The organism is Bacillus sp. GW823-FHT06A11 (assembly GCF_058795355.1).
The window spans coordinates 156,852-180,789 of sequence record NZ_JBXAHS010000007.1; the positions used below are offsets into that span (position 1 = coordinate 156,852).

Here is a 23,938-nt window from a genome sequence, read left to right on the forward strand (position 1 = left end):
GTGGGAGTCGGGATGTCTGTAGAAGCAAGATTGGCATAGGTTAATAATTACAAAACTCCCACTGATTAAAGTTTCACTTTATCTCTGTTAAAGGAAAGAATAGAAGTAGAGTTCATTATAAAAACAATGTATAGTGAATATGTATACCATGTTTGCCTTAAAGATAGAAAGGGTACAATGTGGAATAACGATCGTGCATAGGATGTGTCTTCCGAATGGAACAACATATTGGCGAGTTAATCGCGCATTATGGCTATTTTGGAATTGTTATAGCTTTGGCTGGTGGGATTGTCGGATTACCGATACCAGACGAGTTTTTATTGACCTTTGTTGGTTATAATGTTTCAAAAGGAGTTATGTCAGGAACTGCTGCTTTTTTAAGTGGGATGGCTGGTGCGATGTTAGGGATCACGTTAAGCTACATATTAGGTTTAAAACTTGGGCTCCCTGTTTTAAAGAAATATGGGCCGAAAATTAGAATTAAAGAACATCACATTGAAAAAACACATATTTTATTTGAAAAATATGGGCCATTTCTTTTAATGATTGGTTATTTTATACCGGGAGTACGTCATTTAACAGCATATTTTGCTGGGGTATCAAATTTGACACTTTGGCGTTTTTGTTTGTACGCTTACGGTGGTGCGCTCATTTGGATAAGTGTTTTTATTGGGCTTGGCTGGAAGTTAGGCGAGAAGTGGCGCTTCGTTGAGTATAGTTTACATCATTATGGAATATGGATTTTATTAATTTCAGCAGTTGTTACATGTGTTGTATGGTTTTATATAAAGAAAAAGAAAAACCGCTAATAGCGGTTTTTTTAGCTGAAAGCAATAAATAATACACCAGCTGTAATAAAGACTACACCAACGCCGGTCATAAAGTTTAACTTTTCACCGAGTATAATCATAGCGAGAATGATAGAAAATACGACGCTTAATTTATCGACAGGAGCTACTTGTGAAACCTTTCCTGTTTTGAGGGCAAGAAAATAAAATAGCCATGACGAAGCACCTGCAATCCCACTTAATGTGATAAATAGCAGTGCTTTTTTATTTAGCAGTACGTCGCCGATATTTTGAAATTTACCTTGTATGATAATAACGCCTATCATAAATAATGCCATAATAATAGATCGAATTGTTGTTGCAACGTTTGCATCGATTCCGTCTAAACCAAACTTTCCAAAAATCGATACAAGGGCAGCAGCAATTGCTGATAATAGTGCAAATAAGAGCCACGAACTCATAGTAAAATTCCTCCAATCTTACAGTATTATACATGAAAATGATTCTCATGTATAAAGTTGAAGCAATTGAGGTTTATAGGAAGCGCGACTTCAACTTAACTTCTTGTTCCACCTGAATTTTAAGGTGGGAGTTTGACTGCCCGCAAATAGTGGGCTAAATAACGAAATAATCCCCACCTTATATTTTTAATAAGGTGGGGATTATTATACTACTCTGCAATTTCCTCATATAAAAAGTACGTTACATTATAAATATGTTCTACTTCATCGTCTGTCATAAACAGTAATTCATCACGCTCAATCCCTTTTTTCTTTTCAATAAACTCAATCATGTTTTTGCGTTCTTCTCTCTTCATCAATTTTATTTCTCCTCTCAATCTGTTTTAATACAGTTTATTTAAGTTACTTCTATTATATAACAGAATCTTTAGAAAGTTCCACCTATTTTATTGTTTTTTTCAAAAGAACTTTTCGACAAAACAAGCCCACCTAAGGGGGGGGCTTGTTTTATTTTATAGTCGTAAAAACTCAGGCTCCGTCGTACCGGCACCATCGATGTAATAAATTGTGTCGGGATTGATTTTTATCAATACGTAATTAGGGTCTTCAGGACCGAGTAACCAACGTTTTAAGCTATTATTCCAAAACTTGTTTTTTAATGTCGAGTCTTCCTCGATTGAAGCTAACCCTTCAACTTCAATATAATCTTCATCTAATTTTTTTCCTTCTCGTCCGAGTAATACATGGACATTAGGATTGTTTTCAATATCTGTTATCTTTTTTGATTGTCGATCTGTTGCAACGTACAGTACAAAATCTTCATGGAAAAACATCATAAAGGCGCTATGAGGTTTCTCATTTCGTACTGTAGATAATACACCGGTACGTTGACCTTGAATAATAGTTGCGATTTTTTCTTTTAAGTGCATAATTTTAACCCCTTTTCACAATTTATAATTCTGTCTGTTTAAACAAGATAATTTAAATATCTTTCATACTGTTTTCTTCAATCCGATTTTTTAAACGTAATTGTGATGAAATCGGACAAGTTAGGAGAAGAATAATAATAATATTGTGGAGAAATACATACGATGGAAGGGTGAAAAGCATGTTTAATAAAATATTTCTTATAGTAGCACTTATAGGTGTACCACTATCTGTACTTGGAAAAACACTTCATTGGCCAGAAACAATTATGTTCGCTGTGTATTGTATTACGATTATCGCGTTAGCTGGTTTTATGGGGAGAGCAACAGAGAGTTTAGCAATTGTATCTGGTCCTAGAATAGGCGGATTATTAAATGCTACTTTCGGTAATGCTGTTGAACTTATCATTTCAATTTTTGCACTTCAAGCAGGGTTAATTGAAGTGGTGTTAGCTTCTTTAACGGGTTCTGTACTTGGAAATTTATTATTAGTAGGAGGACTATCCTTCTTTGTAGGTGGACTTAAATATAAAAGGCAAAGCTTTAACGTTTACGATGCAAGGCATAATTCAGCTTTATTAATATTTGCTGTTGTCGTGGCCTTTGTTATTCCAGAGATCTTTTCAATGAAGATGGACGTTGGCAAGACGTATCAATTAAGTATAGGTGTTTCTATTATTATGATTATCATGTACATTGCTGCATTACTATTTAAGTTAGTTACGCACCGTGGTGTATATCAACATAAAAGTGACGAAGTAGCGCATGAAGAAGAGCCAGAGTGGTCGAAAGGGAAGGCACTCCTTATTTTAGCGATAGCAACACTGGCGGTAGCTTATGTATCAGAGGCGCTCGTGCATACTTTTGAAACTGTTGCAAAATCATTTGGTTGGTCAGAATTATTTATAGGGGTTATTATCGTTGCAATTGTTGGAAATGCAGCGGAACATGCATCTGCAATTATTATGGCTTATAAAAATAAAGTAAATATTGCAGTCGAAATTGCAATAGGTTCTACATTACAAATCGCCATGTTTGTTGCTCCTGTACTAGTATTGCTATCTATGTTCTTCGCGCAGAGGATGCCTTTAGTATTTACCATACCAGAACTTGTATCTATGATTACAGCCGTTTTCTTAACGATTGCGATTTCAAATGATGGAGATACAAACTGGTTTGAAGGCGGCACTTTACTAGCGGCGTATGTCATTATGGGAATTGGTTTTTATTTATTATGAAAAATAGGCATAACAATTGTGCTCAGAGAAAACAATAAACAAAGTAGTATATATACCTTTACATAGGAAGGAGCCAGACAGGTGAAACGAGTATACAGCATATGTCTTTCAACTATGGTCTCGTTTATTTTATTATTTCCTAACATGAGTTTTGCAAAGACAACAGTAGGAACAAAAATGCCTTCATCTGTTTTAAATATTTCAAAAGACAATACATTTCCAAATGATGCGCAAGATTTGCCACGTTTACAGCCAAGTAAGTTTGCTCAAGAACTATTGAAAACAGCTAATATTAAAATTGAAAATCCAGACTTAATTCGGATGTTTAATGAAACGACAATTTCAAATGCGCCGCTTGCAGTAGGGTACCGGGCAAAAATTTATTTAGGTCAATGGGCTTTACATTATGAATCAGTAGACACATCGATTAATTGGGAATATAAACAAGTGAATCGAAATGTGTATGATAATCGCGGAGGAGACCGTTTATATCCACTTCGCTATAAGCAAGAAACACAAAAGACGGTTGAAGGCGATTTAACAGCAGATATGAAAGATGCTGCAGATGTGAAAAAAATGATGCTTCTCAAAGCGCTTGAAAAAGTACAATTGCCCCTTTCGTTTAAAACAACTATTGGTTATGGTACTGGACATGAGCGTGTGTATAATATTAGTCCGAGTCAACTCGGATATTTATACGCTTATACACCAGCAGTAAATGAAAAGGGAAAAGTAACATTTGGAGAAGTGTATCTTGTATTAAAGGGAAATCAAAAAAGACTTGTTGTGAAAAATATTACTTCTCAAGGAATTGGAGCGGCGATTCCAATTCATGATCATTTATTTTTTAAATTCATTTCTTCCTCCCACTCGCAATAACATAAAAAAACGTCAGCTTATAAGCTGACGTTTTTTATAATGTAATGTTTGCTGTTTTTGATAAGAAATCTTCTGTCGGATAGTAGCTGTTTTTTACAAGAACATTTGGTCCAAGACATTTTACTGCAGGACAGTGACAGCTTAATGATTTTGCTGTTTTTGAAGCACTCCATTTGTCATATGCTTCTTGTAATGTGTTTGTTTGTATGTTTCCTAGAAGTGGAACATCACCAAAGTCCGTCACAATAATATTTCCATCGAAAATATTTACATTTAAACGAGAACGGCCATCTGGATCATTACGAACAGTGACATTTTTGCTCTCTTGTAATTTTTTAAATGTGGCAATGTCTCGCTCGTCATCGCTACAAGCATAGAAAGGTAACGTTCCAAATAACATCCATACATTTTCATCGCGAATTTCTAGTAAATGCTCAATAGCATCACGAATTTCAGCTTTTGTTAAAATCTCTAGATTACTCGCGAAGTCACTTGGATACATTGGGTGAACTTCATGACGTTTACAGCCCATCTCTTCGACGATTTGACGGTGAATATGTTCAATATGTGGTAGAGTTCTTTTGTTTAACATTGTTTCGGCCGATACAAGTACACCTGCATCTGATAGAGCCTTACTATTTGTAATCATTCTTTCGAATAATTTTGCACGTTGTTCGTAAGTAGGTTTACGCTCCATCATTGCAAATCCGCCTTCAACGAAGTCATCAATTGTTCCCCAGTTATGAGAGATATGCAACACGTCTAAATAAGGAATAATTTGTTCGTAACGTGCTAAATCTATAGTTAAGTTAGAGTTGATTTGAGTGCGAACGCCTCGTTCATGGGCGTATTTTAAGAGTGGTGTTACATAGTTGTCGACGGATTTTTTTGAAAGCATAGGTTCTCCGCCAGTAATACTTAAAGAACGTAAATGAGGAATCTCATCTAATCGTTTTAATAAAAGATCCATCGGAAGCGGATTTGGGTCTTTCGGCTGTAACGTGTAACCAACAGCGCAATGCTCACAGCGCATATTGCATAACGTCGTCGTTGTAAATTCAACATTTGTTAATAGTAGTTTGCCGTACTCTTCAAGGTCCATATACGCTTCCCATGGATCGTAAGAAGGAGTAATCGGCTTCATTTTTTGTGATATCGTCATATGAAATACTCCTTTGACTATTGAAATAACAATTTGTCTATTCTCTATAATAGAAGAATATGTGCTTTTTATAAAGTGAAACTTTTTAGCGTGAAAAGAGAGAGGGCTTACATTATAGTGGATGACTGTGACAAAATTGATGAAATTTCATGCCCATAGCAATCATTTTTGCGGTATAATAAAAGCAACTCGAATTAAAAGGAGAGTGCCTTCATGGGAAAAGCAATTCAAGATAAAGATACACAATTAGTATATTTAAAAGAGCGTTTAAATATGTTCATTGAAGTAATTGATACAATTGAACCTGAAGAAGTAGAATTAGAAGATGTAGATCGTCTTCTTGCAATGTTAGATGAATTAGAATTAAAATGTGAGCAATTTAAAAAAGACGAATAATATATTAAAAAGGCTGCCAATTCCAATTTGGTAGCCTTTTTCTGTGCGGATAATAGAAGGACGATAGAAAAAGAGGTATAATCAAGTTGTGAAAAATTTCATTTATGCTTTAATAGCGTGAAACAAATAAAAAGCTAAAGAGCATAACAATGGAATTTTCAGCTCATAACGTTTTGGTAGCGTTCACAATTGAGGGGGAAGTAACAATGGAAAAGCTTCAAGAAAGCATGTATCAACTAATTGTTGAAACGTCAACGAACTTACCGAAAGATGTTCGTCGTGCGATTCAACAAGCGAAAGAGCGAGAAAATGCAGGGACTCGTTCTGCGATGGCACTTGGCACAATTACAAATAATATTAAAATGGCTGATGATAACATCTCACCGATTTGCCAAGATACAGGGATGCCAACGTTTAAAATTTATACACCAGTTGGTGTGAACCAATTAAAGTTGAAGGAAGCTATCTATAATGCGCTTGAGCGGGCGACAAAAGATGGTAAACTTCGTCCAAATTCTGTTGACTCTCTTTTTGGAGACAATAGTGGAAATAATTTAGGACCAGGTACACCGGTTATTAAGTTTGAACAATGGGAAAAAGATTATATTGATGCACGTTTAATCCTAAAAGGTGGTGGCTGTGAGAATAAAAATATTCAATATAGCTTACCGTGTGAACTAGAAGGACTTGGACGAGCTGGCCGTGATTTAGAAGGAATTCGTAAATGCCTTCTTCATGCAGTATACCAAGCACAAGGTCAAGGATGTAGTGCTGGTGTAATTGGTGTTGGTATCGGGGGAGACCGCACATCAGGTTATGAATTAGCAAAAAATCAATTATTCCGTACATTAGATGACGTCAATCCAGTACCAGAGTTACAACAACTTGAAGAGTACGTATTAGAAAATGCGAATAAGCTTGGCATTGGTACAATGGGATTTGGTGGAGAAACAACTTTACTGGGCTGTAAAATTGGCGTGTATAACCGCCTGCCGGCTAGCTTCTACGTATCTGTGGCGTATAATTGCTGGGCATATCGCCGCCTAGGTGTAACAATCCATCCTGAAACAGGTGAAATTATGGATTGGTTATATCAAGAAGGTGAAGATACACTTCAGCATGAAGCACAAGAAAAAACAGAGCAACGTGAGATTGTATTACAAGCACCAATTACAGAAGAGCAAATTCGTGGACTTCGCGTTGGTGATGTTGTAATAATTAATGGCATGATGTATACAGGTCGTGACGCAATCCATAAGCATTTAATGGATAATGATTGTCCAGTAGATTTAAATGGACAAATTATTTACCACTGTGGTCCAGTTGTTGTGAAAGATGACAATGACAATTGGCAAATTAAAGCGGCAGGTCCAACGACAAGTATTCGTGAAGAACCGTACCAAGGCGATATTATGAAGAAATTTGGTATTCGCGCTGTTATTGGAAAAGGCGGTATGGGTGCGAAAACATTAGCGGCTTTAGAAGAACACGGCGGCGTGTACTTAAACGCAATTGGCGGTGCGGCGCAATATTATGCTGAATGTATTAAAGAAGTGAAAGATGTTGATTTCTTACAATTTGGTATTCCAGAAGCAATGTGGCATTTACGCATTGAAGGTTTTAAAGCAGTTGTAACGATGGACTCTCATGGTAATAGTTTACATGCAGATGTTGATAAAACATCACTTGAAAAATTAGCGAGCTTTAAAGAGCCGGTATTTAAATAAACAAAAATGCATCTCGAATCTTTCGAGATGCATTTTTTGGTATATATAGAAAAACATGCACAGCATGAAAGTAAGTAAGTAAACAGAAACTACAGGTACGATTATATATGGAAAGGAGACTATTTATGAAATATAAATGGTTATATATCGGTCTCATTTTTTCAATTATGATGGCACTTGTTCCAGTTTCGGCATTGGCTTATACAAATACTCCACATAACTGGGGAATCCCGCGTCCTAAAAATGAAACAGTACCAGATGCAGGAAAGTTATATACGGATTTACTGCAAAAAAATGGCGGGTTTTATTTAGGAGATACGAAGAAAAAAGATATTTATTTAACATTTGATAATGGATATGAGAATGGATACACAGGGAAAATCTTAGATGTATTAAAAGAGAAAAAAGTACCAGCAACTTTCTTTGTAACGGGGCATTACATTAAAACACAAAAAGATTTATTGTTAAGAATGAAGGATGAAGGACACATTATTGGAAATCATTCTTGGAGTCATCCTGATTTTACAGCGGTAAATGATGAGAAGCTTCGTGAAGAATTAACGAGTGTAACGGAAGAAATTAAAAAAGTAACTGGGCAAAAAGAAGTGAAATATGTACGTCCTCCGCGCGGCGTATTTAGTGAAAGAACGTTAGCTCTTACGAAAGAAATGGGCTACTATAATGTATTTTGGTCACTTGCATTTTTGGATTGGAAAGTGGATCAGCAAAGAGGATGGCAATATGCGCATAATAATGTTATGACGATGATTCACCCAGGATCTATTTTATTACTTCATGCAATATCAAAAGATAATGCAGAAGCACTTGCGAAAATCATTGATGATTTGCGCGAGAAAGGGTATCATTTTAAAAGTCTAGATGACTTAGTAAAAAGCAATCAACCGTAAGCATGTATGCTTACGGTTTTCTCATGCTATAATGATGTGTAAAAAGGATGGGGAAACGTATGTGGAGCGAACATGTTACGTTAGAGTATCCGTATCATTTTGAAGAAGTATTAAAACGTTTATCTTTTGATCCTCTTAACGTCATTCAATTAGATGAGAAAGTCATTTATATCCCGCTTTGTATAGACGAGGAACAGGTTATTGTTCGCTTACAAGGGATTGGTACTGTTCAAAATCCACAGTTTTGGATTTCTAGTCAGACAGGAAATCCGGAGAAAGTCATGAAACGAATGAGGGCCATTTTTCATTGGAATGAACCGTTTCAAGATATACAAAATCATTTTTTAAACACATCATTACGTCCACTATTTGAAACATATGCTTATACTCCAATTATTTTAGAATTTGATTATTTTGCTTGTCTTCTTCGCTGTATCATTCACCAACAAATAAATTTGAAATTTGCTACTGTGTTAACAGAACAATTTGTGAAACGGTATGGAATAGAGAAGAACGGTGTATTCTTTTTCCCCACTCCGGAAATAGTAGCAAATATTTCAATAGAAGAATTGAGAGAGCAGAAGTTTAGTCAGCGAAAGGCTGAATATATAGTAGGATTAGGTCGAAGTATTGTCAGTGGTACATTAAATTTAGCGAGTATAGAAAATGGGACGGAAGAAGAAGTTTCAGCACAATTGTTGCCAATTAGGGGAATTGGTGCATGGACAGTGCAAAACTTTTTAATGTTTGGGCTTGGACGGAAAAATATGTTCCCGAAAGCGGACATTGGGATTCAGCGTGCAGTGCAAGGTATATTTCAATTAGATGATAAACCTGATGATGCATTTTTAGAAAAAGTGAAACAAGAGTGTGAACCATACTGCAGTTATGCAGCGTTATATTTATGGAAAAGTATAGAGTAGAGGTGTAATAATGATACAAAAGCAACATGAGAGTAAGTTGGAAGTTGGTCAAACGTTTCCTGTGACAATTAAACGTCTTGGGATTAACGGAGAAGGCGTTGGTTATTTTAAGAGACAAGTTGTTTTCATTCCAGGGGCATTACCAGGAGAAGAAGTTGTTGCAGAAACAACGAAAATTCAGCGTGGCTTCGCTGAAGCGAAAGTGAAAAAAGTTCGTAAAGCTTCACCGCATCGTGTGAAAGCACCGTGTCCAGTATATGAGGAGTGTGGCGGTTGTCAGCTGCAACATTTAGATTATAAAGAACAATTGAATCAAAAGCGTGATATCGTTGTACAAGCATTTGAGAAGTACATGAAAAACAGTATGGAAGAGAAAATTCGTCCAACGCTTGGCATGGAAAATCCATGGCATTACCGTAATAAGAGTCAATTACAAGTGGGGCGTAAAGACGAAAAGGTTATTACAGGGCTATATAAACAAAACTCACATCAGTTAATTGATATTGCTCACTGTATGATTCAACATAAAGCAACGAATGAAGCGACAAAAGTTGTAAGACGTATTTTAGAAAAATTAAATGTTTCTATTTACAATGAGAAAAAACAAAAAGGTTTAGTACGCACAATTGTAACACGTACTGCAGTTCAAACAGGGGAAGTACAAGTTACACTTATTACAACAAAAGAAGAATTACCAAATAAAGAACAATTTGTTGCAGAAGTACAAAAACAGATGCCAGCGGTTAAATCAATTATGCAAAATGTAAACTGGCGTAAAACATCTGTTATTTTTGGAGACAAAACATTTAAATTAGCTGGAAAAGAAGTAATTCAAGAAACACTTGGCGATTTATCATTTGAATTATCAGCACGTGCATTCTTCCAGTTGAATCCAGAACAAACAATTGTTTTATATGATGAAGCGAAAAAAGCAGCTGCGTTAACAGGCGATGAGAAAATTGTAGATGCGTATTGTGGTGTTGGTACAATCGGACTTTGGCTTGCAAATGATGCAGCGGAAGTACGTGGTATGGATGTAATTCCAGAAGCGATTGCAGATGCAAGAAAAAATGCGAAGCGTCACGGATTTACAAATACGAAATATGAAGCAGGTAAAGCTGAACAATGGTTACCGAAATGGGTAAAAGAAGGATGGCGTCCAGATGTAATTGTTGTCGATCCACCACGTACAGGTTGCGATGATAAATTACTGGAAACAATTTTAAAAGTGAAGCCGAAACAAGTTGTGTATGTGTCTTGTAATCCTTCTTCATTAGCACGTGATGTACAAGCATTAATGAAGAGCTATGAAGTGGAGTATGTGCAACCAGTTGATATGTTCCCGCATACAGCTCACGTAGAAAATGTAGTGAAGCTTGTTAGAAAGTAAAGTTTATTAATATTCCCTCATGGTATGAGGGAATATTTTCTATGAAGGAGAATATTATGCATAATTATAAATTAACGATTCAGTACGATGGTGCACGTTTTAAAGGATGGCAACGTCTCGGTAATAACGATAATACGATTCAAGGAAAAATCGAAAGTGTCATATCTGAAATGATCGGAAAAGAAATTGAAATTATCGGTTGTAGTAGAACAGACGCTGGTGTACATGCTTTGAATCAAGTTGCTAACTTTCAAAGTGATGAGAAGTTAGTGGAACATAAAGTGAAAAAATATTTAAATCAATATTTACCTAATGATATTAGCATTACGAATGTGGAAGAAGTACATGATCGTTTCCATGCTCGTTACAATTCTAAAGCAAAAACATATCTGTATAAAATTTGGAATGAAGAGCATACAAATCCATTTATGCGTAAATACAGCATGCATGTGAATAAAAAATTAAATGTGAAAAGCATGAAAGCAGCTGCAAAACATTTAGTTGGTTCACATGACTTTACTGCTTTTTCAAATGCGAAATCAAAGAAAAAATCTATGGTTCGAGAAGTATATACACTTGATGTGATGGAAGAGGCAGGGTTTGTACAAATTAGAGTAAGTGGTAACGGCTTCCTTCATAATATGGTAAGAAAAATTGTTGGGGCATTAATTGAAGTTGGATTAGGACAATTAGATGCTGAAGCAATTCCAAACATTTTAGAAGAAAAGCAGCGCAATCAAATTAATTGTCTTGCTGAGGCAAGTGGGTTGTATTTAGAGAATGTTGAGTTTTAATGGCAAATAAAAAAATCGGGCTAAGTAGCTCGATTTTTTTAGTATTACGAAGATTTTTCATTTTTTATACGTAGCTTTAAATTCCAAAAAGCAGCAAGCATAATAGCTGCAAAGGAGCCAAAAATTGTTCCTAATAGCTTTGCATAAGGAGAGCTGCTTACATCGGCATTAATGAATAACATCATACAGAGCATGGCAGGGAAAAAGTATAAGTATTGTAATAACTTTAATTTTTTATCATTACTCATATATATAGCCCCTTTCTAGCATGTTATACGTTTATTATAACATATTTTACCAAGTTGTTTTTGCACTTGGAGACATGTTCATTTCATATGTGTAAATGCAGTTTTTTAATTCGATATTGTAAGTTTTGCCTACTTAATCCTAAAAATTTTGCAGCTTGTGAAATGTTGCCATGATTCTCTTTAAGAATTTGATTAATGTAGTTCTTTTCCATTTTTTCTATTGTGTGTTTTAAAGTTTTAGGTGCATCAGTATTGTGATTAGTTAGTGCATGCTGCATATTGAATTCTGTTTTTATTCGTTCACGAAAGCGAGTAGGCATATGAAACGCTGTAATGATGGTTTCATCTTCTATCAAGTTCATGGAACCTTCAATTATATGTTCCAACTCCCGTACGTTTCCAGGCCAATCGTATGCATAGAAAAATTCTCTTACATTTACATCTACATCGGTTACGTTGAGCCCAAATTGAGTATTATATTTTTCAATAAAGTGCTGAACAAGAGCTAGAATATCTTCTTTTCTTTCACGTAAAGGCGGAAGACATAAAGTAACGACGCTTAATCGGTAATATAAGTCTTCTCTTAATCGATTATGTGCGATGGCTTCGAAAGGATCTTCATTGATAGTTGCTATAATACGAACATCAATTTCTTTTTCGTGTGTGCCTCCAATTCTTCGTATTGTTTTTTCTTGTATAGCTCGTAGTAACTTCGCTTGAAGTGCTGGACTTAATGAGTTGATTTCATCTAATAACAAAGTTCCTCCGTTCGCTTCTTCAAATAAACCAGCTTTATCGATAGCTCCTGTAAATGCACCTCGGTTTGTACCGAATAATAAGCTTTCCATGAGTGTATCAGGTATAGCGGCACAGTTCTGTGAAATAAAGGGTTTTGTTGAACGCTGACTTTCATTATGGATGCTTTGTGCAAATAGTTCTTTCCCAGTGCCTGTTTCTCCTACTAGAAGTATGGAGGAAGATGTACGAATTACTCTTTTTCCTTCAGTAATGATTGATTGAATAGCTTCAGAATCACCAATTATGTGATCAAAGGTAAATTTAGTACTTTGTTTTCGAGAAGGGCCCATTCTTATTGTTTGCTTTAAGTTACTAATTTCTTTTGATATTTCAATAGCGCCTTTAATTTTTCCATTTTCTATTATAGGGAAAGTATCGTTAATCGTTGTAATTTCTTGTCCTTTATTGTTAAAATACGTTTGTTTTATATTTTTGTTTGTTTTTCCTAATTTTAATGCCTCTATAAGAGTACTATTTTTATTTTCTTCAAATGCAAATATTTCTAAAGGACTTTTATATAATACATCTGAGCGTTCCATTGATTCAATTTCCATCATTTTGCGGTTATAGATAATCGTTTTACTTTCCTCATTAATAATATGAATCCCGATATCGAGTTCATTGAGTAAAGTTTCATATAGCATGTTCATTTCAATGATCTGTTTAAAATTAATGTCTTCTGTACGCATAGATTATCTTCTCCTCATTTCACCCTATGAAGACTGACTTTTTATAATTTTATTAAAATTCTTATAAAACCGCAAAATTTTTTTGCTATTTTTCTTTTAAAACTTTTCAAATGATAGAAAAATTTTGCGGTTGTGCACGCTTTTTTGTGTAAAACTCTCATTTAATATATGAATTAGAGACTTGGTACGCATTTTGCATAAATAATATTTGAAATCTCTAGAGGGGAGAATATGAATTTTTACAGGATATACAACGTTTCGGTGTCAATTAATAAGAGGGAGGGGTTTATAAAGTGAAGACAGTTATAGAAGGTGTGTATAGTCCTTGTTATGGAAAAGTAGAGAAGTTATTTGTTACGGAAAGTTCTTACGTATACGAGTGGGAGAAATTAGCGTTAATTGAAACAATAGATAAACAGAAAGTAGAAATTAAGATAGGAATCAGTGGTTATATTGAATCATTAGAAGTAGTAGAAGGACAAGCTATTGCTGATCAAAAGTTATTAATAACAGTAAGGGATGACCTTTTAGTAACAGGCAGTGATTAATGTAAGTGATATGTATTTTTGCTATTTTAAATCATTATTTTTACGGTGAATAATTTTAAAAACGCTTACATTAAATGGATTGGCAAAGTGAAAAGGGGGGATTTATATGATGGATCAAAACCAAGGATTAAAAAGAGAATTGAAAAGCAGGCACATATTTATGATTGCACTCGGTGGAGTTATTGGTACAGGACTTTTTTTAGGATCAGGTTATACGATTCATGAAGCTGGACCTGGAGGAGCAATTGTAGCGTATCTTGTCGGTGGATTTGTAATGTATTTAACGATGCTCTGTCTTGGAGAGTTAGCGGTTGCGATGCCTGACGCAGGGTCTTATCAAACGTATGCGACAAAGCATATTTCTCCTGCAGCAGGTTATGTAGTGGGATGGATGTCGTGGTTAAACTGGTCTGCTACGATAGGTATTGAATTAATTGCAGTTAGTATTTTGATGAAACGTTGGTTTCCTGATGTACCGTCATGGATTTGGTGTGTAGTGTTCGCGGTACTGCTCTTTGCTATTAATGCGTTATCTTCAAGAAGTTTTGCGGAAGTGGAATTTTGGTTTGCAAGTATTAAAGTAATTACAATTATTGCATTTATTATTTTGGGCGGGGCAGCAATGTTTGGGTTTCTAGATATGAAAGGGAATGAACCAGCGCCAATGTTCTCTAGCTTTACTGATTATGGTGGATTGTTTCCAAATGGATTATCAGCCATTTTAATTACAATGATTGCAGTTAATTTTTCTTTCCAAGGAACAGAATTAGTTGGTATTGCAGCAGGTGAGAGTGAAAATCCAGAGAAAACGATCCCGAAGGCAATTAACAATACAGTTTGGCGTATACTTGTTTTCTTTGTACTATCTATTTTTATTCTTGCTGGACTATTCCCTTGGCAGCAAGCAGGAGTAATAGAAAGTCCATTCGTAGTTGTATTTGATAAAATTGGTATTCCTTATGCAGCAGATATTATAAATTTCGTTATTATTACAGCAGTACTATCCGTTGCGAATTCAGGATTATATGCAACTTCGCGTATGCTATGGTCTATGTCTAATCAAGGAATGATTAGTCCAATTTTTGGAAAGTTATCTAAAAACGGTGTTCCTATTTATGCATTAATCGTAAGCACAATTGTAGGGTGTCTCTCACTACTATCAGGTATTTATGCGGAAGATACAGTTTATTTATGGCTGCTTTCTATCGCTGGATTCGGAGCGATACTAGTTTGGGCATCTATTGCTTTATCAAATTTATTAGCTAGAAGGTCATACATGAAGCGGGGCGGGGATGTTAAGGACTTGAAATTTAAAACACCATTGTATCCATTTGTACCACTTCTTGCGTTAGTATTAAATTTAACAGTAATCGTTGGCATGGCCTTTATTCCAGAACAAAGAATGGCATTGTATTGTGGTATTCCATTTATGATTGTTTGCTTACTGTTTTATCGTGCTACAAGAAATAAGGGAAGTAATGTAGAGCATATTGAAAAGACAAATACAACGGAAGTAGAGAGTTTATAATAGTGATTAATTAGGAGACTGTAAAATTGTAAACAGTCTCTTTTTTTGTGAAAATAAAGCTGGAAACATACTATGTATGCAAAGGGGAATTAGCGATGAATCCAGAAGTTTCGCAGTTGTTAAAACAAATAGATTCAAGGAAAGAGGAATTACTAGAACTTACAAAAACTTTAATTCGTTTTGAAACACCAGCACCGCCAGCGAGAAATACAAATGAAGCACAAGAATTTGTTGCAGAGTTTTTAAGAAAACGAAATTTTAGTATTGATAAATGGGATGTATATCCGAATGATCCGAATGTTGTTGGGGTAAAAAAAGGGATAAAAAGTGACTCATATAAAAGTCTTATTATTAATGGACATATGGATGTAGCCGAAGTGTCAGCAGATGAGGCGTGGGAAACAAATCCATTTGATCCATTTATAAAAGATGGCTGGTTAGTTGGACGTGGCGCAGCAGATATGAAAGGTGGGCTGGCTGGAGCGCTATTTGCCATTCAACTTTTACAAGAAGCTGGTATTGAATTACCTGGAGATTTAACTTTTCAATCGGTAATTGGAGAAGAAGTTGGAGAAGCAGGTACACTTCAATGCTGCAAAAGGGGTTACGATGCTGATTTTGCAGTAGTAGTGGATACGAGCGATTTACATATGCAAGGACAAGGCGGTGTCATTACTGGATGGATTACAGTGAAAAGTCCACAAACGTTTCATGATGCAACGCGCAGACAAATGATCCATGCTGGAGGACGTTTATTTGGAGCGAGTGCGATTGAAAAAATGATGAAAATTGTACAAAGCTTACAAGAATTAGAGCGCCACTGGGCAGTTATGAAAACATATGAAGGCTATCCATCTGGAACAACAACAATTAATCCAGCTGTTATTGAGGGAGGAAGGCATGCGGCGTTTATTGCGGATGAGTGCCGATTGTGGATAACAGTGCACTTCTATCCGAATGAAACACATGAACAAATAATAAACGAAATTGAAGAGTATATTGGAAAGGTGGCAGCTGCCGATCCATGGTTAAGTGAAAATCCGCCACAATTTAAGTGGGGCGGAGAATCAATGATTGTAGATCGTGGGGAAATTTTCCCTTCATTAGAAGTAGATAGTGAACATAAAGCTGTAAAAAAACTTAGCTCAGTACACGAGTCTATTCTATCAAAAAATGTAATTTTAGATATGTCTGCAACGGTAACTGATGGTGGTTGGTTTAGTGAGTTTCACATTCCAGCGATTATATATGGACCAGGTACATTAGAAGAAGCACATTCTGTAAATGAGAAAGTTGAAATTGAACAGTTAATTGAATTTACAAAAGTGATAATAACATTTATATATGAATGGTGCCACACGAAAAAATAGATTTGTATAGTAAAATCGTACGAGTATGTATACTTGTACGATTTTTTAGTGAACTATTTCAGAGTTGAATATAAACAACTGAAATAGTTCTTTATTTTGCTATGTCTTTCGTTTCATTTCAAGTAATTTCTCTTTTGCTAATTCAACGGCAATCGCATCATCTAAATAGCCAATTGGAAAGAGATAGTCGGGAATAATATCTGTCGATAAAATGAAATAAAGTAATGCGCTCCCAAGAACTGCACGTTCTTCTTTTGAAATGGTTTCATTACAAAATTGTTGATACATATCTGTTAATTGTTCAATAAAAGGACCAGCACTATCAATTTGCTCTAATTTGCTTGCAAAACTGTCATGAATACGTTTTTCGCCTTCTGTTGTCTGGGCATAGCGTTCGTAATTTTCGAGTTCTTGTTTTACGCGAGTTGTAGTGTAATCGAAATCGAATAAGTTAGAGGATTGTAAAGTTTGTTGAATGGTATCAAGAGATGTGTACATATCCGTTTTTTCTTTATTAATGTGAGGAGAATCAGGGTACATTTCATCAAATAACAATTGGGGTGGAACTTGAAGACATTCTGCAAATTTTTGTAGATGTTTTTGTTTTGGTGGTTGTTTGCCATTAATAATTCTTGAGACTGTTGCAGGATCAATATTTGTAAGTATTCCTAGTTGGCGCATAGATAAGGCGCGTTCTTTTAAAAGTTTTTTTATTAATTTACCAAGCCGATCATTCGGGTTTTCATTAGCCATAGTGCAGGCACTCCTTTTTTAGTGTTGAAAAAATGTTGAGCATTTATTACAAGTATATGAAACAGACAGGCACAGTTGCTCAACATTTTCATAATATGCATTGAAAAGTGAGAAAAAGGGGTGACTATTTATGAGTACGGCAGGCTTATTTTCAATTCTTTTAATCGGGATCGCTTCTAATTTAGATAATGCAGGTGTTGGAATTGCGTATGGCATTCGTAAAATTCGTATTTCGTGGTTTAACAATTTTATCATCGCATTCTTCGGGTTTTTATTTACTTTACTAGCTGGATTTTTTGGGAACTGGATTGCGTTATTTATTTCAGAGTTTACAGCAAACCTGATTGGAGCAATCGTTTTAGGGATAATCGGGGTGTTTATTTTATGTCAGCCTTTCTTGAGTCAAAAAAATACTGTAGGTTCTAAAGGTGATAATGTACTTATGGGAATTTTACGTGATCCAGAAAAAGCAGATTTTGATGGCTCTAAAACAATTAGTTTTTCTGAAGCACTTGTTTTAGGAGTTGCATTATCTATTAATAATATTGCAGGTGGGTTTGATGCTGGGGTAACAAATTTAAATCTTTGGCTTACAGCGACTATTTCTGGGGTGTTTAGTTTTATTTGCATAAGTGGTTTTGCATATGTAGGGAAACGATATTTAGCAGCATACTTAGGGAAATGGGCGACGGTTATTGCAGGAGTGTTATTAATACTTATTGGGATTGATCAGTTGTTGTGAAAATAGAAAAGCAATGTTCGAGCATTTCCTCGGAAATACTTGAATAAATTGCATATATCGACATCGGATATTTACTTCTTAATAAATAAAAAGCACCTACATACTACATAGGTGCTTTTTAGCGTATGTCTTCAATTAATTGCTCTGATTCTTCATGCATACTGTATTCACTTAACACTTGGATGCAAAGCCATTTTAATTCCTCGATAGTATGCTCAAGTTCTTCAGGAAGCACATGATGAATGTCTTCAAGTCCCATCCCGAAATGAATAAGTTCAAGTACTTGATCATCGATATTCCGATCCATTAATAATTCAAGTACTTCTAAATTGAATATGTATCGGTGAGCTTCGTCGAGTGAAACAACTTTTAACTTCAAGCTTTCTACAATACTCAATATAAAAAGAAGGATTGTTTTTTCAAGAACAGGTTGTTTTCCCATTTGAAATATTAGTTTCATCTTTCACACCTCCACATATAGCGCTAGGTTGTACTATATTATTCAGGAGGGGGGAACAAATATGCATGATATAGAGAAACTTTCAGCACTGTTTTTGTAAGAGGATTGATAACTGACAAAAGTGAGGTTTTGGTGAAATAAAAAATCCTGCTAGTATAGCAGGATAACTTGCGATTAAAAAATACTCCAGCCTTCTTGAGCAGAAAGAAGTTCAAGAATTTTAAAACCAGCAATACTATTTCCGTTTGCATCTAAAGCTGGTCCGAAAATGCCGATTCCCATATCGCCTTTTACGCAGCCGAAAATACCACCCGCTACACCACTTTTTGCAGGGATACCAACGCGTATTGCAAATTCACCAGATTCGTTATACATACCACATGTGACCATAAATGTTTTGCAAATTTTTGTAATATGTTTAGGGATGATTTGTTTCTTTTTATATGGATCATATCCATCCATTGCAAAAATTAAGCCGATACGTGCTAAATCAATGCAGTTTACTTCAACTGCGCATTGACGAGTATATAAATCCATAAGTTCTTCAATATCACAATCGATAATACCGTTTTGTTTCATATAATAGCAAAGCGAACGATTTAGATAAGCTGTCTCTAATTCTGAATCGGCAACTTTAGAGGAATAATTAATAGTAGGGTTATCTGTTATTTCACGTACAAAATGAAGAATACGTTCCATTTTTTCCTCGTTATCTTTTCCTGCTAACATGCTTGTAATAGCTAATGCTCCTGCATTTATCATTGGATTAAGGGGTTTGGATGGACTTGTCGTTTCTAACTTAATAATAGAATTAAATGGGTCACCCGTTGGTTCCATTCCAACTTTAGAAAATACATATTCTTCACCACGGTCTAAAAGGGCAAGGGCAAGTGTAATTACTTTGGAAATACTTTGAAGAGTAAATAGTGTTTGTGAGTTGCCTGCATGGATATATTCTGTTTCTTTATGGAAAATGGCAATCCCTAAATCGTCTGGATTTGCATTTCCTAGTTCGGGGATATAAGTAGCAAGTTTTCCTTTTTTCGTATATGGTTTTACTTGTTCTAACAACTGTTGTAAGTTGTTTGTTTCAATGCACTGCATAGTACCAACGCTCCTATTTCGAATTAACTAAGTTTACTTTTCCCGATATGCTCGGAAATAAATAATAACATGAAAAAGTGGAATGATAAAACGAAAGTTATATGTTCTATAGTAGGTCGTTCTTTCAAGTCCTTTGTATTAAAAAAGGAGAATTTCCCTTTTATATAACAGTTTGGAAATAGGAGATTTATCCATAAAAAATTCGAAAATAAAAACTACACATCTATACAACTATATGTTATTATGGTTATGTAAATAGAAAGCGTTTTCTAAGGCGTACTTATAATGATAACGATTTCATAAATTTGATAGGGGGAATTAAAATGTTGCAGTTTTTACAACGTATTGGTAAAGCGTTAATGCTTCCAATCGCCGTACTACCAGCAGCAGGATTATTGCTTCGTTTAGGGCAACCAGATGTATTTGATATTCCTGTTATGGCACAGGCCGGTGCAGCAGTTTTTGATAATTTAGCACTCATTTTTGCAATTGGTATTGCAATCGGTCTTTCAGTTGATGGTAGTGGTGCAGCAGGTCTTGCAGGTGCAATTGGTTATCTAGTTATGAAAAACAGTATTGATGCACTTAGTAAGGGATATTCTACTGTAGAATTACAAGATAAATTAGGCAAAGTCCAAGATTTAATAGGTAATAGCGCTAATGTTGATCCATCTAAGCTTGCAGATACAATGACACAAGTATCTAAGGCAGCCGAATTATCGACTAAAGTGGATATGAAAGTTTTAGGTGGTATTATTGTTGGTGTTATAGCGGGACTTCTTTATAATAAATTCCATAAGATTAAACTTCCAGAATGGTTAGGGTTCTTTGCTGGAAAACGTTTCGTCCCAATTGTTACATCGGTTGTGATGTTAATATTAGGAATTCTATTCGCACAAATTTGGCCAGCAATTCAAAATGCTATCGATGCATTAGCTCATGGAATTGTTAATTTAGGGGCAGTTGGTTCAGGTCTATTTGGTTTATTAAACCGTCTATTAATTCCAATCGGTTTACATCATGTAATGAACACATACTTCTGGTTCGTACTTGGTGACTTTACAAATGCAGCAGGTAATGTTGTAAACGGTGATATTGCTCGCTTCCTTGCCGGAGATAAAACAGCGGGTATGTTTATGACTGGTTTCTTCCCAGTTATGATGTTCGGTTTACCAGCAGCATGTTTCGCAATGATTGCGGCTGCTAAACCAGAAAAACGTAAAATGGTTACAGGTATGTTAGGTGGTCTAGCATTAACTTCATTCTTAACTGGTATTACAGAACCAATTGAATTCTCATTCATGTTCTTATCACCAGTATTATATGGTATTCATGCTGTATTAACAGGTCTGTCTCTATTCATTACAACAACACTTGGCATTCACGATGGTTTCACATTTAGTGCCGGTGCAATCGATTACTTCTTAAACTTTGGTATTGCAACAAAACCAGTATTACTTGCGGGAGTCGGTTTAATTTACGCAGTAATTTATTTCGTTGTATTCTACTTCTTAATTAAGAAGTTCGATTTAAAAACTCCTGGTCGTGAAGACGAAGAGGAAGTAGCTGAAGGTGAAGAAGCTCCAGTTGCAGGTTCAATTGGTGAAACTTACGTAGCAGCTTTAGGTGGAAAAGAAAACTTAACAGTTATTGATAACTGTGCAACACGTCTACGCTTACAAGTAAAAGATGCTGGTCAAGTAAATGAAGCAGCATTAAAACGTGCTGGTGCAAAAGGTGTTATGAAATTAAGTAATACAAGTGTACAAGTTATCGTAGGTACAAATGTTGAATCTGTTGCCGATGATATGAAAAAACACGTATAAATAATGAGATAAGAGGATGTCCAAAAAGATTGATAACATCAATTTTTTACAGGATATCCTCTTTTTTTGTTAACAATTTAACGGGAATCTTACTTTTGTAAATTTTCTTTTTCTTTTTTGTACATATGGGTTGGTAATATGTGTAGTGCGTGATAAAGTAGGGATGATATAGAATGGATTATCCATAATCTACTAAAATAAATCTTTAGTAGAGGAATTAAATTATTGGTGAGTAAGGGGAAAAAAGCAATTATGGATCAGGAAAAAAATAATGCGAATGGGAAAGCAAATCGGCCGATTGTATACATAAAAAGGACAATCATTTTCGTCTTACTATTATCACTTGTATATTTCATGTATACAAAAATTGTTGCGCATAATAAGAAAGAAGAAACTTTAAAAGCGGCAGCAGAAATGAAGAAACAAGAAGAGCTAAAAAAGAAAGAAGAAAAAAAGAAACAAGAAGTACAAAAGCAAAAACAAAAAGAGCAGGAAGAACAAGTGAAGCAAGCGCAAGCTGCGGAACAGCCTGTTGAAGGACCACCTCAAGAAATTAATGAAAACGCTCAATTGGACCAGTATTTACAAAACGCAGGATTTAGCGGGACAGCTGTTATTGTGAAGAACGGAAAAGTTCTTCTGAATAAAGGGTACGGTATGGCAAATAAAGAGCAGCAAGTACCGAATAATTCAGAGACGACTTTTTATATTGGTTCTATTTCAAAGGCGTTTGTAGCAACTGCTATTATGCAATTGAAAGATCAAAATAAATTACAAGTTGAAGATACTGTTGCGAAGTATATTCCAGATTTTCCACAAGGTAATAGTATTCAGCTAAAACATCTATTAACACATACATCAGGGATTCCAGAATATGAGCAAGGAAAAGAAGATATTTCCCATGAAGAACTGATAAAGCGGATAGGAAATCAAAAGCGTATTGGTGGTCCAGGAGAGAAGTGGAAGTATTCCGATTCGAACTACTCTATACTTGCATACATTGCCGAGAAGGTAAGTGGACAGTCGCTTGAAGAATATATTAAACAACATATTTTTGCTACTGCCGGTATGAAACATTCTGGTTTTGGCACAGCGTTAGAACAAACAAGATTCCCATCAACGGGTTATAAAATAGTAAATAATAATATGACAACACCTAATATTCCGAGCATGTCACAACTATATGGTTGTGGTGATATATATACGAGTGCACATGATTTATATTTATTTAACGAAGCGTTATACTCTGGAAAGTTAATTTCAAAAGCGAGTTATGATCAAATGTTTACAGCCGTGAAAAAAGATTACGGATTTGGCTGGTACGTAGACCCAGGAAGCTATTCGAATCACGGTGTAATGCCAGGTTGGAATTGTTTAAATGGATTTAGTAAAAATGGTAGTGTGTATGTTGTTTTATTATCTAACATTCAAAACAACATTAAATCATTTGGTAAAGTGAATAATGACATTTATACGATGTTGCGAAATATTGAAGTGTAAGAAACTATCCTTTTGGATAGTTTTTTTTTGCCCTGAAACAAATATTTCTTTTAGAAAATGTATGCCTTACCTATCACAAAAATATCTATTTTGTATACATTAAGATGTATGGATGTAAAATTTTATAATCTAAAAATAATAGGAGGAGAAGTGTATGTGTCTGTTCAGAAAATATTGGCATAAATTATCAAGATTGTTTAATAGACAATTAAGCTATTTTTTAGATGATAAATTATTGCCTGCTGTGGAACGACTTTTATTTTCGCAAAACTTTGCAAGGTTTATTCAAAGAAACTCTAAGCAAGCTACGGAAGAATTTATAAAATCAAGCCAATTTCAATCTATTATTTGCAACATTTTAAAAGAATGCAATACATCACCTTTTAAAGAAATTGCAAAGCAGTATTTAGGTAAAAATGTTGAAATTACGGTGACAGTTGGACAATTAACAGGCGTTATTGTAGCAGTCGGTGATGATTTCTTAACATTGCAAGAAGGTATAGGAACTGAAGTTTTATTACCATTTACAAGTATTATATCAATTAAAGAAGTGTAAGAAAGGAGAGCTATATATGTTATTTACTGATGAATTACGTAACCATGTTGGTGAATTAGTGCAAGTTGTGACAGCTGTGGAAATTGTTACAGGCATTCTTTTATCTGTGACAGATGGGGCGGTAAGTGTTCGTACTTCTCCTTCTTATGGACCACCGGAAGATGTAATTGTGCGTACTCCTATTATTGCTTATGTTCGCTTGGAAGGGTAAGCGTGATACAAGT

At 35.1% G+C, this 23,938-nt stretch carries 26 protein-coding genes and 1 pseudogene; 18 read left to right on the forward strand and 9 right to left on the reverse strand.

What is annotated here, in order from left to right:
- Nucleotides 1-215: 215 nt before the first annotated feature.
- Complete coding sequence (locus AC1Q8L_RS25550) at nt 216-809, forward strand: DedA family protein (RefSeq protein WP_000434876.1); 594 nt, start codon at nt 216-218, stop codon at nt 807-809.
- A gap of 11 nt (nt 810-820) precedes the next feature.
- On the opposite strand, the gene AC1Q8L_RS25555 is transcribed toward AC1Q8L_RS25550, so the two are convergent.
- The 3 genes from AC1Q8L_RS25555 to AC1Q8L_RS25565 form a co-directional block, all read right to left on the reverse strand.
- Nucleotides 821-1,249, reverse strand: coding sequence for an EamA family transporter (locus AC1Q8L_RS25555; protein ID WP_000100295.1), 429 nt, complete (start codon nt 1,247-1,249; stop codon nt 821-823).
- Between the two features lie 209 nt (nt 1,250-1,458).
- Entirely contained in the window at nt 1,459-1,605 is a 147-nt protein-coding gene (locus AC1Q8L_RS25560) for a BH0509 family protein (RefSeq protein ID WP_000817786.1), read from the reverse strand.
- 156 nt (nt 1,606-1,761) lie between these two features.
- Nucleotides 1,762-2,178 carry a pyridoxamine 5'-phosphate oxidase family protein gene (locus tag AC1Q8L_RS25565; protein WP_000550219.1) on the reverse strand — a complete coding sequence of 139 codons (417 nt, stop codon included), beginning with the start codon at nt 2,176-2,178 and terminating at the stop codon, nt 1,762-1,764.
- Nucleotides 2,179-2,357: 179 nt separating this feature from the next.
- On the opposite strand from AC1Q8L_RS25565, the gene cax reads away from it, so the two are divergent.
- The gene (gene cax, locus AC1Q8L_RS25570; RefSeq protein WP_000482136.1) at nt 2,358-3,413 is read left to right on the forward strand and encodes a calcium/proton exchanger; all 1,056 of its coding nucleotides are present in this window, start codon (nt 2,358-2,360) and stop codon (nt 3,411-3,413) included.
- An 81-nt stretch (nt 3,414-3,494) separates the two neighbouring features.
- Nucleotides 3,495-4,292: a YfkD famly protein gene (locus AC1Q8L_RS25575; RefSeq protein ID WP_002083605.1), complete on the forward strand. Its 798-nt coding sequence runs from the start codon at nt 3,495-3,497 to the stop codon at nt 4,290-4,292.
- Between the two features lie 34 nt (nt 4,293-4,326).
- Here AC1Q8L_RS25575 and yfkAB read toward each other — a convergent pair whose 3' ends face one another.
- Complete coding sequence (gene yfkAB, locus AC1Q8L_RS25580; RefSeq protein WP_000156022.1) at nt 4,327-5,454, reverse strand: radical SAM/CxCxxxxC motif protein YfkAB; 1,128 nt, start codon at nt 5,452-5,454, stop codon at nt 4,327-4,329.
- Nucleotides 5,455-5,667: 213 nt separating this feature from the next.
- Between yfkAB and AC1Q8L_RS25585 the strand changes: the two genes are divergently transcribed.
- The 6 genes from AC1Q8L_RS25585 to truA all read left to right on the forward strand — a co-directional run bounded on the left by AC1Q8L_RS25585 (nt 5,668) and on the right by truA (nt 11,592).
- On the forward strand, nt 5,668-5,850 hold the full coding sequence (locus tag AC1Q8L_RS25585; RefSeq protein ID WP_000513558.1) for an SE1561 family protein: 183 nt from the start codon (nt 5,668-5,670) through the stop codon (nt 5,848-5,850).
- A 206-nt stretch (nt 5,851-6,056) separates the two neighbouring features.
- Entirely contained in the window at nt 6,057-7,577 is a 1,521-nt protein-coding gene (gene fumA, locus AC1Q8L_RS25590; protein WP_000413528.1) for a class I fumarate hydratase, read from the forward strand.
- A 125-nt stretch (nt 7,578-7,702) separates the two neighbouring features.
- Entirely contained in the window at nt 7,703-8,485 is a 783-nt protein-coding gene (gene pdaA / locus AC1Q8L_RS25595) for a delta-lactam-biosynthetic de-N-acetylase (RefSeq protein WP_000875957.1), read from the forward strand.
- A gap of 59 nt (nt 8,486-8,544) precedes the next feature.
- On the forward strand, nt 8,545-9,408 hold the full coding sequence (locus tag AC1Q8L_RS25600) for a DNA-3-methyladenine glycosylase family protein (protein WP_000269415.1): 864 nt from the start codon (nt 8,545-8,547) through the stop codon (nt 9,406-9,408).
- 10 nt (nt 9,409-9,418) lie between these two features.
- Nucleotides 9,419-10,798 carry a 23S rRNA (uracil(1939)-C(5))-methyltransferase RlmD gene (rlmD, locus tag AC1Q8L_RS25605; protein WP_000615211.1) on the forward strand — a complete coding sequence of 460 codons (1,380 nt, stop codon included), beginning with the start codon at nt 9,419-9,421 and terminating at the stop codon, nt 10,796-10,798.
- Nucleotides 10,799-10,854: 56 nt separating this feature from the next.
- A complete protein-coding gene (truA, locus tag AC1Q8L_RS25610; RefSeq protein WP_000553114.1) occupies nt 10,855-11,592 on the forward strand; it encodes a tRNA pseudouridine(38-40) synthase TruA in 738 nt (245 codons plus the stop codon).
- 44 nt (nt 11,593-11,636) lie between these two features.
- Here truA and AC1Q8L_RS25615 read toward each other — a convergent pair whose 3' ends face one another.
- Both AC1Q8L_RS25615 and AC1Q8L_RS25620 read right to left on the reverse strand, forming a co-directional pair.
- Nucleotides 11,637-11,840: a hypothetical protein gene (locus AC1Q8L_RS25615; protein ID WP_000063861.1), complete on the reverse strand. Its 204-nt coding sequence runs from the start codon at nt 11,838-11,840 to the stop codon at nt 11,637-11,639.
- An 83-nt stretch (nt 11,841-11,923) separates the two neighbouring features.
- The gene (locus AC1Q8L_RS25620) at nt 11,924-13,327 is read right to left on the reverse strand and encodes a sigma-54 interaction domain-containing protein (RefSeq protein ID WP_001258420.1); all 1,404 of its coding nucleotides are present in this window, start codon (nt 13,325-13,327) and stop codon (nt 11,924-11,926) included.
- 293 nt (nt 13,328-13,620) lie between these two features.
- Here AC1Q8L_RS25620 and AC1Q8L_RS25625 point away from each other — a divergent pair, with 293 nt between their 5' ends.
- From AC1Q8L_RS25625 to AC1Q8L_RS25635, 3 genes are all read left to right on the forward strand, one after another.
- Nucleotides 13,621-13,875: a biotin/lipoyl attachment domain-containing protein gene (locus AC1Q8L_RS25625; RefSeq protein ID WP_000859489.1), complete on the forward strand. Its 255-nt coding sequence runs from the start codon at nt 13,621-13,623 to the stop codon at nt 13,873-13,875.
- A 106-nt stretch (nt 13,876-13,981) separates the two neighbouring features.
- Complete coding sequence (locus tag AC1Q8L_RS25630; RefSeq protein WP_000969253.1) at nt 13,982-15,403, forward strand: amino acid permease; 1,422 nt, start codon at nt 13,982-13,984, stop codon at nt 15,401-15,403.
- Nucleotides 15,404-15,498: 95 nt separating this feature from the next.
- On the forward strand, nt 15,499-16,773 hold the full coding sequence (locus tag AC1Q8L_RS25635) for an acetylornithine deacetylase (protein ID WP_098311790.1): 1,275 nt from the start codon (nt 15,499-15,501) through the stop codon (nt 16,771-16,773).
- 99 nt (nt 16,774-16,872) lie between these two features.
- Here the strand turns inward: AC1Q8L_RS25635 and AC1Q8L_RS25640 are convergent, their stop codons facing one another.
- Nucleotides 16,873-17,526 carry a DUF1232 domain-containing protein gene (locus AC1Q8L_RS25640; protein WP_001262773.1) on the reverse strand — a complete coding sequence of 218 codons (654 nt, stop codon included), beginning with the start codon at nt 17,524-17,526 and terminating at the stop codon, nt 16,873-16,875.
- 130 nt (nt 17,527-17,656) lie between these two features.
- On the opposite strand from AC1Q8L_RS25640, the gene ytaF reads away from it, so the two are divergent.
- Complete coding sequence (ytaF, locus tag AC1Q8L_RS25645) at nt 17,657-18,268, forward strand: sporulation membrane protein YtaF (protein ID WP_000100747.1); 612 nt, start codon at nt 17,657-17,659, stop codon at nt 18,266-18,268.
- Between the two features lie 118 nt (nt 18,269-18,386).
- Here ytaF and AC1Q8L_RS25650 read toward each other — a convergent pair whose 3' ends face one another.
- Nucleotides 18,387-18,728 carry a DUF3969 family protein gene (locus AC1Q8L_RS25650; RefSeq protein ID WP_000766603.1) on the reverse strand — a complete coding sequence of 114 codons (342 nt, stop codon included), beginning with the start codon at nt 18,726-18,728 and terminating at the stop codon, nt 18,387-18,389.
- A 174-nt stretch (nt 18,729-18,902) separates the two neighbouring features.
- Nucleotides 18,903-19,832 (reverse strand): glutaminase A, encoded by a 930-nt coding sequence (glsA, locus tag AC1Q8L_RS25655; RefSeq protein ID WP_001149850.1) that lies wholly within the window; start codon nt 19,830-19,832, stop codon nt 18,903-18,905.
- A gap of 69 nt (nt 19,833-19,901) precedes the next feature.
- On the opposite strand from glsA, the pseudogene AC1Q8L_RS25660 reads away from it, so the two are divergent.
- The 5 genes and pseudogenes from AC1Q8L_RS25660 (at nt 19,902) to AC1Q8L_RS25680 (ending at nt 23,925) form a co-directional block, all read left to right on the forward strand.
- Nucleotides 19,902-20,014, forward strand: a pseudogene (locus AC1Q8L_RS25660) (transcriptional regulator).
- 141 nt (nt 20,015-20,155) lie between these two features.
- The gene (nagE, locus tag AC1Q8L_RS25665; RefSeq protein WP_000938908.1) at nt 20,156-21,658 is read left to right on the forward strand and encodes an N-acetylglucosamine-specific PTS transporter subunit IIBC; all 1,503 of its coding nucleotides are present in this window, start codon (nt 20,156-20,158) and stop codon (nt 21,656-21,658) included.
- Between the two features lie 252 nt (nt 21,659-21,910).
- The gene (locus AC1Q8L_RS25670) at nt 21,911-23,158 is read left to right on the forward strand and encodes a serine hydrolase domain-containing protein (RefSeq protein WP_000371817.1); all 1,248 of its coding nucleotides are present in this window, start codon (nt 21,911-21,913) and stop codon (nt 23,156-23,158) included.
- A gap of 154 nt (nt 23,159-23,312) precedes the next feature.
- A complete protein-coding gene (locus AC1Q8L_RS25675) occupies nt 23,313-23,714 on the forward strand; it encodes an LSm family protein (protein ID WP_000335542.1) in 402 nt (133 codons plus the stop codon).
- Nucleotides 23,715-23,730: 16 nt separating this feature from the next.
- Complete coding sequence (locus tag AC1Q8L_RS25680) at nt 23,731-23,925, forward strand: LSm family protein (RefSeq protein ID WP_000899476.1); 195 nt, start codon at nt 23,731-23,733, stop codon at nt 23,923-23,925.
- Nucleotides 23,926-23,938: the final 13 nt, after the last annotated feature.